This window comes from Elusimicrobiota bacterium, from assembly GCA_026388095.1.
GTDB lineage: Bacteria > Elusimicrobiota > Elusimicrobia > UBA1565 > UBA9628 > UBA9628.
The window spans coordinates 25,441-37,941 of the sequence record JAPLKL010000078.1 but is presented as its reverse complement, the minus strand read 5'-3'; the positions used below and the strand labels follow the sequence as shown (position 1 = coordinate 37,941).

Below are 12,501 nucleotides of genomic sequence, written 5' to 3'. Positions count from 1 at the left end.
TACTAATAACGCAGGGTGATCCCCGTGTAACCCCCGGCCATCTCGGCCGTGGCGAAGTCGAGCTGCCTGCCCGGAGTGCTGCCGTCGGCCGCCAAGAACGTGCGCGTGCCGGTGCGGGAATAGAAATAGAAGCGCTGGTAGCCGGCTTCCAGCCGGAGCATCCTCCAGTCCCAGCGCGCCCCGAGTTGGAAGTGCACGGCGGTGCCATGAGCCGTGTCGATGAAGTTGGGCGAGGAGTCCCTCAGGGTCGGCAGATCAAAGGCATTCGGGAAGCTCATCCCGAAGTTATTGTAGCCCTCGCCGCGGTAGACCATGAAGGGCGACCACAGGAACATGCCTTCGAAGGAGAACCCGCAGGGGACTGCGACCTCGTTGCGGAAGCCGAAATGCGGGCCGCTCCAGGACGCGGAATAGCTGGAATCAAAACCGGCGATGGGACCCACAGGCAGTGCCGCGGAATAGTACCCGTATCGGTTCATGTTGACCGAAAGGTTGGTGAGATGGGAGTACTGCCGGAATCGCTCGTAGCCGACGGCAACATCCAGAGCCTCTTGCCACACAGGGTCATCAGCCCGCGCTGGCCGCAAGTCAAGGACGCGCGCGTAGATAGTCCCCGCGGTCCAATCCCGGCGCGAGCGCGCGTCCGCGCCCAAGACCAAGTCGTCCACATGGTCGGGTGAGACCAAGGTGCCCCCGGAGGTCGTCCATGTGGCGCCAGGCGCGTGCAGCCAGTAGTGGTCGGCGTAGGTCCCATTATGGGTGTCTTGGCCATATTGGAATTCGCCGGAAAGCCAGCGGATAGGAGCCACCTCCGCGCTGTAGACGAACATCAGGCCCTTGGCCCCGCGCTCCTCGGTCTCGCCGGTGTAGCCGTCCGGTTGGCTGTATTTCTGATAAGAGAAGCGCGTGTCCACCGAACCGGTCGTCAGCCAGGCGCGCACGCGCAAGGTCAAGAAGGCGCGCTTGAAGGCGGCATCCTCGGAGGGACGGGCCGCGCGCTCGACTTTGGCGGGCTTGACCGGCTGTATCGTCTCCGGCAGCGGCTCGATGGGTTTGACCTCCCGTTGGGGAGAATCCACGGTCAGACGAGCATCGCCCTCGTCCCGTCCGGCATAGGCCGGGACGCAGAACCACAACAGCAAGGCGACTAGTCCGATCTGGCGCATGGCCGGCTATTACTATCCCCTAAATTTGTTGCATATTTTTGACAAGAATGGCGGCGTCAGTCCAAATGGTATAATCCCCGCGTGAGGACCGAGCGCATCCCCTGGGCGGAGATCGAGGCCAAGGCGCAGTCCCGCTGGGCCAAAGACTCCGTCTTCAAGACCCCCGACCTGCCCCGCCCCGGCAAGAAATTCTACTGCCTCGACATGTTCCCCTACCCTTCGGCAGACGGCCTCCACGTCGGCCATCCCGAGGGCTACACCGCCACCGACATCCTCTGCCGCATGAAGCGCATGCAGGGCTTCGACGTGCTCCACCCCATGGGCTGGGACGCTTTCGGCCTGCCCGCGGAGAACTTTGCCCTGCAGACCGGCACCCACCCCTCCGTGGTCACCCAGAGGAACATCGCCAATTTCCGCCGCCAGATCCAGTCTCTGGGCTTCTCCTACGACTGGGACCGCGAGGTGGACACCACCGCCCCGGAGTATTATCGCTGGACCCAGTGGATCTTCCTGCAGCTCTTCAAGAAGGGCTTGGCCTACGAGAGCACCGCGCCCATCAACTTCTGCCCCTCCTGCAAGACCGGCTTGGCCAACGAGGAGGTCTTCGGCGGCAACTGCGAGCGCTGCGGCGCCAAGGTCGAACGAAAGAGCATCCGGCAATGGGTCCTCAAGATCACGGCCTACGCCGACCGGCTGGAAGCCGACCTCAAGGACCTGGACTGGCCCCATTCCACTTTGACCATGCAGCGCAACTGGATCGGCCGCTCCGAGGGCGCCGAGGTGCATTTCCAGCTGGAGACCGGAGACGACCTGACCGTGTTCACCACCCGGCCCGACACCCTCTACGGCGCCACCTACATGGTCCTGGCGCCGGAACACCACCTGGTCAAGACGCTGACCAAGCGCGACCGGCGCGCCGAGGTCGAGGCCTACATCAAGGCCGCGTCGGCCAAGTCGGACCTGGAGCGCACCGAGCTCCAGAAGGACAAGACCGGGGCGTACACCGGCTCCCACGCGATCAACCCCCTCAACGGGGAGAAGATCCCGGTCTGGATCGCCGACTACGTCCTGGCCGGCTACGGCACGGGCGCCATCATGGCCGTGCCCGGCCATGACGAGCGCGACCACGAGTTCGCCCGCAAGTTCAACTTGCCCATCCGCGAGGTGGTCCGGCCCGCGGACAAGCCGGGGCAAGCGCAGGACATCCAGGCCCAGGGCTTCTTCGAGGAAGGCGTGGCGGTGAACTCCCCCCTCTTTGATGGGCAGCCCACTTGCCAGGCGAAGGCGACGGCCATCGCCCAGCTCCAGAAGACAGGACGCGGACGCGGCACCGTGGTCTACAAGCTGCGCGACTGGATATTCTCGCGCCAGCGCTACTGGGGCGAGCCCATCCCCATCATCCATTGCCCCAAGTGCGGCCAGGTGCCGGTCCTGGAGCAGGACCTGCCCGTCCGCCTGCCGCAGGTGACGGACTACAAGCCCACGGGCACCGGCGAGTCCCCTCTGGCCAACATCCCGGACTGGGTCGACACCAAGTGCCCGTCCTGCGGCGCCGCGGCCAAGCGCGAGACCAATACCATGCCGCAGTGGGCGGGCTCCTGCTGGTACTATCTCCGCTTCCTGGACCCCAAGAACCCGGCGGTCGGCTGGGACCAGGCCAAGGAGAAGGCCTGGATGCCGGTGGACTGCTACGTGGGCGGAGCCGAGCACGCCGTCTTGCACCTGCTCTACGCGCGCTTCTGGCACAAAGTCCTCTTCGACTGCGGCTTCGTCTCCACCCCGGAGCCGTTCCAGAAGCTGCGCCATCAGGGCATGATCCTGAGCTACTCCTACCGCGACGGCAAGGGCGTCTATCACCACTACGACAAGGTCACCTTCGGCGAGGACGGCTTGGCGACGCTCACGGAGACCGGGGAGAAGCTCGACAGCCAGATCGAGAAGATGTCCAAGTCCAAGAAGAACGTGGTCAACCCCGACGAGGTGCTCAAGGACTACGGGGCGGACGCCTTCCGGCTCTACGAGATGTTCATGGGCCCCTTCGAGGACTCCAAGCCCTGGGACATGCGCTCCATCGAGGGCGTCTCGCGCTTCCTGCGCAAGGTCTGGGCCCTGGTCCTGGAGACCGAGGCGCCCGGAGCCGACGAAGGCTGCGTCAGCACCCGGCACCGGACCATCAAGAAGGTCACCGATGACATCGCGACCTTCGGCTTCAACACCGCCATCTCGGCCCTGATGATCTACTCCAATGAGGTCCAGAAGGCCAAGGTCCCGGCGCGCAAGGACCTGGAGATGCTGGTCACCCTCCTGCACCCCTTCGCCCCGCACCTCACCGAGGAGCTCTGGGAGAGGCTGGGCCACAAGGACTGCCTGGCGCGGCAAGTCTGGCCCAGTTTTGAGGTAGAATACCTCAAGGACCGGGAAGTCGAGTACGCGGTGCAGGTCAACGGCAAGGTCCGCGCCACATTCACCTGCGCTGCGGACGCGGCCCAAGGCCCGGTCCAGGAGGCGGCCCTGGCGCTGGAGAAGGTCAAAGCCGCACTGCAGGGGAAGGCCGTGGCCAAGGTCATCGTGGTCCCCAACCGTTTGGTCAACATCGTCGCGAGGTAACGCACATGCGCAGACACTGGTACCTGTTGGTGACGGCGGCGGCCCTGGGATGCGCCGGGGACGATATCCACTACAACCCCACCCCGCAGCTCCTGCCCCAGAACGTCCGCCGCATCGCCTTGCATCCCATCATCAACAAGACCGGACAGTTCGGTCTCGAGGACAAGCTCATGCTGACCGTGCGCGACGAGTTCCTGCGCGACGGCCGCTATCCCCTCGTCCCCGAGACCGACGCGGACGGCGTGGTCTGGACGACGATCTCGCGCTACATCAACACCCCCATCCAGTACGACGCCAACCTCGTGCCCACGGCCTACAAGCTGCGCGTGCTCACCGACCTGCAGTTCGTGGACCGCAAGAAGCCCGACCAGGCCCTCTGGGTCGAGAGGAACATCGACGAAGTCTTCACCTACTCCGCCCCCACTTTGGCCGGAGGCCTGACCGAAGAGCAGGCCCGCGAGCAGATCTGGACCACCTTGGCCAAGGACATCGTCAAGCGGGTCATCGACGGCTTCGGCTCGGTCACCGGCACCTCGCGGCGCGTCATCCAGGGCGACGCCCCCTCGACCGAACCGCTGGCCGCGCCGGAGACGCCTCTGACGCCGGTCAATCCCCACGCCTATTAGATGGAGACCCGCTACGCCGACCTCGTCAAGGAATGGCAGGCGGGGAAGTTCCGCCCGGTCTATTATTTCATAGGCGAGGACGCCTCCGCGAGGTCCGAAGCGGCAGCCGCCCTGAAAGCGGCCATCGCCCCCGACGGGTTCAACTTCGCGCACTTCGCCGGAGACCCCGCAGGCCAGGCCGCGGCCGTGGTCAGCGAAGCCATGACCTTGCCCGTGTTCGCGGACCGGCGCCTGGTCGTCGTCGAGAGCGCCAAGCTGCCGGCCGAGGTCCGCTCCGTCCTGGCCGGCTATCTCCAGGCGCCCTCGCCCAGCACCTCGCTGGTCCTTTTCTCCGAGGAGCGCAAGCTCGACGCGCGCGACGCCTTGCTCAAGGCCGCGGCCGCGGCCGGGGCCGTGTGCTTGTTCAAGCCCCTGCGCGAGGAGGACGCCGTGGCGCGTCTGCAGGCCGAGGCCCGCCGGACCGGCAAGGGCTTCTCCGCCGAAGCGGCCGAGGCTCTGGTCGCGGAAGCGGGCACGGACTGGGCCATCCTCAAGCAAGAGCTGGAGAAGGCCGCGCTCTTCGCGGCCCAGGCTCAGTCGATCGGCCCGGAGCATGTGGCCGCCTGCCTGGGCTATCAGAAGACGGCCGACCCTTTCGCCCTGCCCCGCCTCATACAGACCCGCCAGCTCAAAGCGGCCTTAACGCACCTGCAGCGCTTCTTCCATGAGGGGAAGCCCTCCGATCAGGCATTCCACGCCCTGAACCAGATCCGATCGGCGGTGCTCAAGCAGCTGCGCGCCAAGCGCATGCTCAAGGCCGGCCGCTCGGAGGCCGAGGTCTTCGGCTCCCTGCGCCTGCACAGCTATTATGACCGGGATTACCTGGGGATGCTCAAGCGCCTCAGCGAGGCCCGGCTGCGCCGGGACCTGGGCGCCTGCCTGGAGGCCGAGGTCTCGCTGAAGTCGCGCACCTGGCTCTCGGCTGCGCAGGAGATCGAGCGGCTGGTCGTGGACCTCTGCTCCAAATAGCACAGACACCCCTGACGGGGTGTCTGTGACGCGGCTCCGTCCGGAGCCTTAGGCTTTCGCGGGAGCGGCGGTCGCGGCGAGCCCGGCCGCCACGCGCTTGGCTAGGCGGGACTTCCGGCGCGCGGCGGTCTTCCAATGGATGACGCCGCGCTGGGCGGCCCGGTCGAAAGCCGAGGAGGCCTTGGCCAGGAGCTCGGAGGTCTTGGAGTCCTTGGCCGTGGCCGCGTCGCCGGCGGCGCGCGCCGCCCGGCGGATGGTCTTCTTCATGTCGACGTTGCGCGCGTGTCGTCTGAGCGACTGCCGGTGGGCCTTGATGCCCGAGCGGTGCCGCATGGTCTTCTTCTTGGCTGGCATAGGAGAAGATTAAACCACTTAGGGGCGCTCAGCGTCAAACCGGCAGCCAGCCTCAGCCCCCCGGTTTTGCTAGAATCCGGCCATGAGCTTCCGGGCGCGCCTGCTTCTGGCCATCCTCATCTTCAGCGCCTTGCCCCTGGCCTATGTCCTGCAGGCCACGGTCTTTCAGGACCCCCTCTTCGCCGTCGCCATCTTCGCGGTCTGCGTTTTCGCGCTGTTGGGTGCGCTGGCGGGAGCGCTCCAGATCGACGGCATCGTCCGCCAGAAGGAAGACCGCGCGACCCGGAGCGAGGTCGAGCTGCAGACTTTCACGGAGCGCGTGCACGACGGGATATTCCGGGTCGACGCCTCCGGCAAGGTCCGCGAGATCAACACGGCCATGGCCGAATGCCTGCGCCAGGTCCCGGAATTCCTGAAAGGCCGGCGTCTCTGGGACTATCTGGTCTGGTCGGGCGGGGTGCCGGACGCCGCTTTCATCCCGGCCGGCCAGCTCCGGCGGACCGTGCTTATGCTCGGCAAACGCAAGACCGGCGACAGCGTGACTCTGCAGGTCGATCTCTACGGCGTGCAGGAAGCCGGCGCCTTCGCCGGGTTCCGCGGCTGCGCCCGGCTCGCGCCGGCCCCTCTCCAGGAGGCGGCGCTCAAGGCCCGTTTCGCATCCGAATCCTTCCAGGCCGCGCAAAACCTGCTGCAGGACCACCTGTCCCGGCTGCTCGCGATCCTCGGCTCGGGACTGGAGCCGCGGCAGCTCGCGCCCCAGCTGGAAACGGAGACCAACCAGATGCGCTCCCGGTGCGCGGGCCTCTTCGAGAAGGGCGCTCTCACCGCCTGGACCCCGCAGCTCTGCGTGGACTTGGTCGACCCCAGGGCCCTTCTGGAGAACGTGCGGGCGCGCTTCGAGCCCGCCGCCGCCCTGAAGAAGCTCCAGTTCTCGGTCTCCAGCGCCGGGTCCTCGCCGAGCTTCCTGGGAGACAGAGCCCATCTCGCCGAGCTCTTGGACGACTTGGTCGCAAACGCCATCAAGTACACCCTCGCAGGCAACGGCGTCAGCCTCGATTTCAGCGAGAACGAGGAGGGCTACGACTTCGTCGTGCAGGATGGGGGCATCGGCATCCCCCAGTCCGAACAGTCCTGCCTCTTCACCCCCTTCTTCCGCGGCGAGAACGCCGTCAACGCCTCGATCGGGGGTCTGGGCCTGGGCCTTTGGACCGCCCAGAAGATCGCCCAGGCCCATAAGGGCATCCTCTTCGTCGAATCCCGACTCCACCAGGGGACCACCGTCACCTTCCGGATCGTCAAGCGCGACCGAGGCACGGATACCCGATGGGTGGGTTAGCGGTCCGCCGCTCAGCCGGTCCAGGCAGCCCGGACCGCAGCCACGTCCCGCACGCCTGCGGCGTCTACCTCATGCGCGACGCCCGCGGCGTCATCCTCTACATCGGCAAGGCCAAGGACCTCTTCAAGCGCGTCGCCCAATACTTCAACCCGAACAAGCCCGACCTCAAGAACTCTTACCTGGCCCCGCTGATCCGCGCCATCGACTACGTGCCCTGCGGCTCGGAGCGCGAGGCCCTGCTGCTGGAGCGGCGCCTCATCCGCGAGCACCAGCCCTTCTTCAACGCGATGTGGAAGGACGACAAGTCCTACCCTTACGTGAAGATCACGGTGCAGGAGGACTTCCCGCGCATCCTGCTGACCCGCCGCAAGGTCAAGGACGGGGCCCGCTACTTCGGCCCCTATCCGATGGTCGCGCCCATCAAGGGCCTGCTCGACCATCTCTGGAAGCGGAAGTTCTTCCCCTTGCGGCCCTGCCGCTGGGATTTCGGCATGGACAAGCCTCTGGATAAGCGCACCTTGCATTCCTGCCTCTACTACCACACCAAGGACTGCCCGGCGCCCTGCGCGGGCCACATCAGCCGCCAGGACTACGGCCGGGTGGTGCAGGACGCGGTCCTCTTCTTCTCAGGCCGCCACGCGGACCTGCGCCGGCGCTTCGAGAGCGAGATGCGCGAGGCCGCGAAGAACCTGGAGTACGAGCGCGCCGCCCGCCTGCGCGACAACCTGTCCGCCCTCGACCAGATCAGCGAGCGGGTGCGCGTGCGCGCGGTGGCGGCGGGAGACCTCGCCCAGCCCATCGCCGCCAGCCGTTCGGTGACGGACCTGCAGGCCGCGCTGGGCCTCTCCGCGGCGCCCTTCCACATCGAATGCTTCGACGTCTCGCATTTCCAGGGCCGCCAGCTCGTGGCCGCCATGGTCTGCTTCCAGGGCGGCGAGCCCCACAAGGACCACTACCGCAGGTTCCGGCTGCGCGAGGTCTCGGGCATCGACGATTTCGCCTCCATCGCGGAGGCCGTGCGGCGGCGCTACGGCCGCCTGCAGCGCGAAGGCGAGGACATGCCCGACCTCATCCTCATCGACGGCGGCAAAGGCCAGCTGGCCGCGGCCCTCAACGAGCTCAAGGAACTCAAGCTGCGCATCCCTGCGGCGGCTTTGGCCAAGCGCATCGAGGAGGTCTTCCTGCCCGGGAAACCTGAGGCCCTCATCCTGGATAAGAGCCGGCCGGCGCTGCGCCTTTTGCAGCGCCTGCGCGACGAGGCGCACCGCTTCGGCGTCAAGTACCACCGGCTGCTGCGGGGCAAGGCCCTGCTGGGCTAGCCGAATCCGGGGAACTACTCCGACTTGCCGCCGCCTTCCATGTTGCCGGCCAGCTCGCCCATGCCGAACATGGGCAGGAACATGGCGGCCACGATGGTGCCCACGATGGCGCCCATGATCACGATGACGATGGGCTCGATGAGCGAGGTCAGACCCTTGACCGCGGTGTCGACCTCCTGGTCGTAGAAGTCCGCGATCTTGGCCAGCATGGTGTCGAGCGCGCCGGTCTCCTCGCCCACCGAGATCATGGCCGTCACCATGTTGGGGAAGACGCCGGACTTCTTGAGGGGGTCGCTGAGGTGCCCGCCCTCGCGGATGGACTCGCGCGCGCTCAGCACCGCCTCGGCGATGACCACGTTGCCGGCGGTGGAAGCCACCGTCTCCAGGGCCTGGAGGATGGGCACGCCGGACTTGATGAGCGTCCCCAAGGTGCGGGTGAAGCGCGCCACGGCCACCTTCTTGAGGATGATGCCGAACAGCGGGATGACCAAGATCCTTCCATCGATGAACTTCTTGCCGGCGGCGGTCTTGTTGATGTACTTCAACGCGTACCAGCCGGCCACCGGGGAAAGGCAGATGCATATGAAGACGATCGGGTTCTTCACGAAATTGGAGAGGTCGAGGAGGATCTGGGTCAGCAGCGGCAGCTTGGCCCCGAAGCTCTCGAAGATGGTGGCGAAGCGGGGGATGACGAAGGTGAGCAGGAAGATGGTGATGACGGCGCAGATGGTCAGGATGATGATGGGGTACATCATCGCGGACTTGACCTTGGCCCTCAGGGCCTCGTTGCTCTCCAGGTAGGCGGTCAGGCGCTCCAAGATCGTGTCGAGTATGCCGCCCAGCTCGCCGGCCTTGATCATGGAGGTGTAGAGCTCGGGGAAGGCGTCCGGGTGCTTCTTGAGCGCGTCCGATATGGAGAGCCCGCTCTCGATATCGCCGCGCACGGTCTTCAGGACATCCCGGAAGGCCGGATTCTCGGCCTGATTCTCCAGAATGGCGAGGCTCTGCACGATCGGCACGCCGGCGCCCACCAATGTGGAGAGCTGGCGCGAGAAGAGCACCAGGTCGCGATTGGTGACCTTGCCCTTGCGCTTGAGGAGGGCCTTGAGCGCGTCGAGCGGGCCGGCGGACTGCTCCGCGATCTCGAGGATGGAGAGCTTCTGGTCGCGCAGGCGCGCCACCGCGGCCTTCTGCTCCTCCGCGTCGACGGTGCCTTCGATGACTTTCCCGTCGGCGCCCTTGGCTTTGTAGGCGAATACCGGCATAGTCTTATGGTTATTCTAGCACATGCGGCGAGCGGCCGCGCGCCCTGAGGATCAGCGCCAGGGCAGCCGGGCGGCCTCCACGAGATACCACGCGCCCGCCAGCCCGAGGGCCCACCGGCCGATGCTCCGGGCCCGCGCGCCGGAGAGCCAGGGCCAGACCCCCAGCACCGGCAGCAGGTAGAGCGAGGTCGCCGCGAAGAACGCCGTGAAGAACGCGGCGCCGCCCGCGGCGCTGCCCAGGGCCAGGACCACCACCATCCCGGTCAAGAAAGGCGGGCAGACATTGATCCCGGTCAGGAAACCCATGGCCAAAGGCACCCGTTGCGGGGTCGTCCAGCGGCCCGCGGCCAAGCACCAGGAGACTCGGGGGAAGGCCCAGGCCGCAGAACAAGCGAGCATGAGCAGCGCGCTTGCGGCCAGGGCCGCGGCCGGCAGCCAGACCGGCACGGAGCTGCTCACCGCGGCGCCCAAGGCTCCGGCGGCCGCGCCGAAGACGAGGTAGGCCAGGAACCTGCCGGCCAGGAAGCGCGCCAGGGTCTTGAGATTGTCGGCCAAGGCGGGCCTGCCCTCGGCGCAGAGGTAGCCGACGAGGAAGGGCGCGCAAGCCGCGAAGCAGTAGGGCCCCGTGGCCAAGCCGAGCCAGAAGCCCTGCGCCAGCGGGTTCATCGGGGGCATGCCTTGGTGAAAGCCTGACGCCACAAATGTTATAACTTCTGCGGGACGTTTCCCATTCCGGAGGACTGATGCTCGCCAACAAGAAGATCGCGGTCGTGGGCGCCGGCCACATGGGCGCGGCCCTCATCGGCGGGATGCTGCGCGCCAAGCTCACGACCCCGAAGAACATCACCGCCTCCCGCCACAGCGAGGAAGCCCTCGCGGCCCTCAAGAAGGAGTGGGGGATCAACACGGCCACGGACAACAAGAAGGCCGTGGCGGGCGCCGACATCGTCATCCTCGCGGTCAAGCCCCAGGTCTCCCCCGCGGTCCTGACCGAGCTCTCCTCCGTCATCAAGCCCCAACAGATCATCATCAGCCTCATGGCCGGCATCACCGCCAAGACCATCGCCCAGAAGCTGGGCCAGCCCTGCCCGGTGGTCCGCTCCATGCCCAATACGCCCTGCCTGGTCGACGCCGGCGCCACCGCCGTGGCCCCGGGCGCGCACGCGGGCGCCGGGGATCTGGCCCTGGCCGAACGCATCTTCTCATCCGTGGGCAAGGTCGTGGTCCTGCCCGAGACGGCCATGGACGCCGTGACCGGCCTCTCCGGCACGGGCCCGGTCTACATCTTCATGGTCATCGAGGCCATGATCGACGGCGGCGTCAAGATGGGCATCCCGCGCGACGTGGCCACCAAACTCGCCACCCAGACGGTGCTGGGCGCGGCCAAACTGGTCATCGAGACCGGCAAGCACCCCGCCATACTCAAGGACGAGGTCACCACCCCCGGCGGCACGGCCATCAACGCCATCCACATGCTCGAGACCCGGGGCCTGCGCAGCGTGCTCATCGACGCCATCGTCACCGCCACCCAGCGCTCCCAGGAGCTCAGCCGCCTCTACGGCGATTGATTGACCCCGACGCCAATGCCCACCAGACACCACCCGCTCGAAGAGATCAAGCCCGCCACCGTGGTCACCGCGCGGGAGCACCTGGAGGAGGTCGTCGCCGAGCTGCGCCAGGAGCCGCGCATCGCCATCGACACCGAATCCAACGGCTTCTACGCCTACCAGGAGAAGGTCTGCCTGGTGCAGATCTCCTCGGCGCGCGAGGACTACATCGTAGACCCCATCGCCGTCTCCGACTTCTCGGCTTTGGGCGAGCTCACGGCCGACCCCAAGATCGAGAAGATCTTCCACGCCGGCGAGTACGACGTGCTCTGCCTCAAGCGCGACTACGGCTTCCGCTTCGCCAACCTCTTCGACACCATGATCGCGGCGCGCCTGCTGGGCTCCAAGGAGCTGGGCCTGGCCGCGGCCATCCGCATCCACTTCGGCGTGACCCTCTCCAAGAAGCTCCAGCGCGCGGACTGGGGGCTGCGGCCCTTGAGCGAGGCTCATCTCAAGTACGCCCAGCTCGACACCCACTACCTCCTGCGGCTCTCCGAGCTCCTCAAGGCCCAGCTCTGCGATAAGGGCCGGGAAGCGGATGCGGTCGAGGCTTGCGCCCAGCTCGCCGAGCTCGAGCCCGTATTCAAGAGCTTCGACCCGGAGGGCTTCTGGCGGCTCTCCGGGCGCAACCGGCTCACGGACCGGCAAATGGCCTGCCTGAGGGAGATATTCCTCCTGCGGGAGACGCGCGCCCAATCCCTCGACCGGGCGCCCTTCCGGATCATGCCCGAGGAGCTCATGGTCCGGCTCGCCGCGGACATGCCCGACAGCCCCGAGGCTCTGGCCAAAGTCAAGGGCATGACGCCCTATCTGCTGCGCAAATTCGGGGGCGCCTTCCTGGAGGCCCTGGAACGCGGCCGGCAGGCCCCGCCGCCGGTGGAGCCTCCGCGCATGAGCCTGCGCCGCAGCAACAAGGAGCGCCGGCTCTTCGAGGCCCTGCGCCTATGGCGCAAGGGGCAGGCCGCGCGCGAAGCGGTGGAGCCGGTCGTGATCCTGGACACCTCGAGCCTGCATGAGCTCGCGCGCGCCTCCGCGGCCGGGGAGCCCGACCCCTTGGCCGGACTCTCCGAGCTCAAGCGCCAGCGCTACGGCGAGCCGCTGCTCAAGCTGGTCCTCCCCAAGGCCTGAGCCATCTGGGGAAGCCCGGCCTGGGCTCATTTCCCTCCCGTGCGGCGGCCATTGGGCCCATCCCGACGAGCCTCCCGTCTGATAG

11 protein-coding genes are annotated in these 12,501 nt (G+C 67.0%); 7 read left to right on the top strand and 4 right to left on the bottom strand.

Annotation, left to right across the window (positions count from 1 at the left end):
* Positions 1-2: 2 nt before the first annotated feature.
* Positions 3-1,166 carry a hypothetical protein gene (locus NTY77_19815; protein ID MCX5797744.1) on the bottom strand — a complete coding sequence of 388 codons (1,164 nt, stop codon included), beginning with the start codon at positions 1,164-1,166 and terminating at the stop codon, positions 3-5.
* 96 nt (positions 1,167-1,262) lie between these two features.
* Between NTY77_19815 and leuS the strand changes: the two genes are divergently transcribed.
* From leuS to holA, 3 genes are read left to right on the top strand one after another with little or no spacing between them, the layout of a single operon-like run.
* Positions 1,263-3,773: a leucine--tRNA ligase gene (gene leuS / locus NTY77_19810; GenBank protein ID MCX5797743.1), complete on the top strand. Its 2,511-nt coding sequence runs from the start codon at positions 1,263-1,265 to the stop codon at positions 3,771-3,773.
* Positions 3,774-3,778: 5 nt separating this feature from the next.
* On the top strand, positions 3,779-4,399 hold the full coding sequence (gene lptE / locus NTY77_19805; GenBank protein MCX5797742.1) for an LPS assembly lipoprotein LptE: 621 nt from the start codon (positions 3,779-3,781) through the stop codon (positions 4,397-4,399).
* The gene (gene holA, locus NTY77_19800) at positions 4,400-5,407 is read left to right on the top strand and encodes a DNA polymerase III subunit delta (GenBank protein MCX5797741.1); all 1,008 of its coding nucleotides are present in this window, start codon (positions 4,400-4,402) and stop codon (positions 5,405-5,407) included.
* A gap of 48 nt (positions 5,408-5,455) precedes the next feature.
* Here the strand turns inward: holA and rpsT are convergent, their stop codons facing one another.
* Positions 5,456-5,761: a 30S ribosomal protein S20 gene (gene rpsT / locus NTY77_19795; GenBank protein ID MCX5797740.1), complete on the bottom strand. Its 306-nt coding sequence runs from the start codon at positions 5,759-5,761 to the stop codon at positions 5,456-5,458.
* A gap of 82 nt (positions 5,762-5,843) precedes the next feature.
* Between rpsT and NTY77_19790 the strand changes: the two genes are divergently transcribed.
* The gene (locus NTY77_19790) at positions 5,844-7,097 is read left to right on the top strand and encodes an ATP-binding protein (protein ID MCX5797739.1); all 1,254 of its coding nucleotides are present in this window, start codon (positions 5,844-5,846) and stop codon (positions 7,095-7,097) included.
* On the top strand, positions 7,085-8,416 hold the full coding sequence (locus tag NTY77_19785; protein ID MCX5797738.1) for an excinuclease ABC subunit UvrC: 1,332 nt from the start codon (positions 7,085-7,087) through the stop codon (positions 8,414-8,416). Before NTY77_19790 ends, NTY77_19785 begins: the two co-directional genes overlap by 13 nt.
* A 14-nt stretch (positions 8,417-8,430) precedes the next feature.
* Here the strand turns inward: NTY77_19785 and NTY77_19780 are convergent, their stop codons facing one another.
* Both NTY77_19780 and NTY77_19775 read right to left on the bottom strand, forming a co-directional pair.
* A complete protein-coding gene (locus NTY77_19780; protein ID MCX5797737.1) occupies positions 8,431-9,681 on the bottom strand; it encodes a type II secretion system F family protein in 1,251 nt (416 codons plus the stop codon).
* Positions 9,682-9,732: 51 nt separating this feature from the next.
* Entirely contained in the window at positions 9,733-10,347 is a 615-nt protein-coding gene (locus tag NTY77_19775; protein ID MCX5797736.1) for a sulfite exporter TauE/SafE family protein, read from the bottom strand.
* Positions 10,348-10,424: 77 nt separating this feature from the next.
* Between NTY77_19775 and proC the strand changes: the two genes are divergently transcribed.
* Complete coding sequence (gene proC, locus NTY77_19770; protein MCX5797735.1) at positions 10,425-11,249, top strand: pyrroline-5-carboxylate reductase; 825 nt, start codon at positions 10,425-10,427, stop codon at positions 11,247-11,249.
* 15 nt (positions 11,250-11,264) lie between these two features.
* Positions 11,265-12,416 carry an HRDC domain-containing protein gene (locus tag NTY77_19765; protein MCX5797734.1) on the top strand — a complete coding sequence of 384 codons (1,152 nt, stop codon included), beginning with the start codon at positions 11,265-11,267 and terminating at the stop codon, positions 12,414-12,416.
* Positions 12,417-12,501: the final 85 nt, after the last annotated feature.

Excerpts from the sequence above, each read along its gene's own strand:
- NTY77_19780 (MCX5797737.1), bottom strand. The coding sequence starts at position 9,681 with ATGCCGGTATTCGCCTACAAAGCCAAGGGCGCCGACGGGAAAGTCATC.
- NTY77_19785 (MCX5797738.1), top strand. The coding sequence starts at position 7,085 with ATGGGTGGGTTAGCGGTCCGCCGCTCAGCCGGTCCAGGCAGCCCGGAC.
- rpsT (MCX5797740.1), bottom strand. The coding sequence starts at position 5,761 with ATGCCAGCCAAGAAGAAGACCATGCGGCACCGCTCGGGCATCAAGGCC.
- NTY77_19765 (MCX5797734.1), top strand. The coding sequence starts at position 11,265 with ATGCCCACCAGACACCACCCGCTCGAAGAGATCAAGCCCGCCACCGTG.
- holA (MCX5797741.1), top strand. The coding sequence starts at position 4,400 with ATGGAGACCCGCTACGCCGACCTCGTCAAGGAATGGCAGGCGGGGAAG.
- NTY77_19775 (MCX5797736.1), bottom strand. The coding sequence starts at position 10,347 with ATGAACCCGCTGGCGCAGGGCTTCTGGCTCGGCTTGGCCACGGGGCCC.
- NTY77_19790 (MCX5797739.1), top strand. The coding sequence starts at position 5,844 with ATGAGCTTCCGGGCGCGCCTGCTTCTGGCCATCCTCATCTTCAGCGCC.
- NTY77_19815 (MCX5797744.1), bottom strand. The coding sequence starts at position 1,166 with ATGCGCCAGATCGGACTAGTCGCCTTGCTGTTGTGGTTCTGCGTCCCG.
- lptE (MCX5797742.1), top strand. The coding sequence starts at position 3,779 with ATGCGCAGACACTGGTACCTGTTGGTGACGGCGGCGGCCCTGGGATGC.
- proC (MCX5797735.1), top strand. The coding sequence starts at position 10,425 with ATGCTCGCCAACAAGAAGATCGCGGTCGTGGGCGCCGGCCACATGGGC.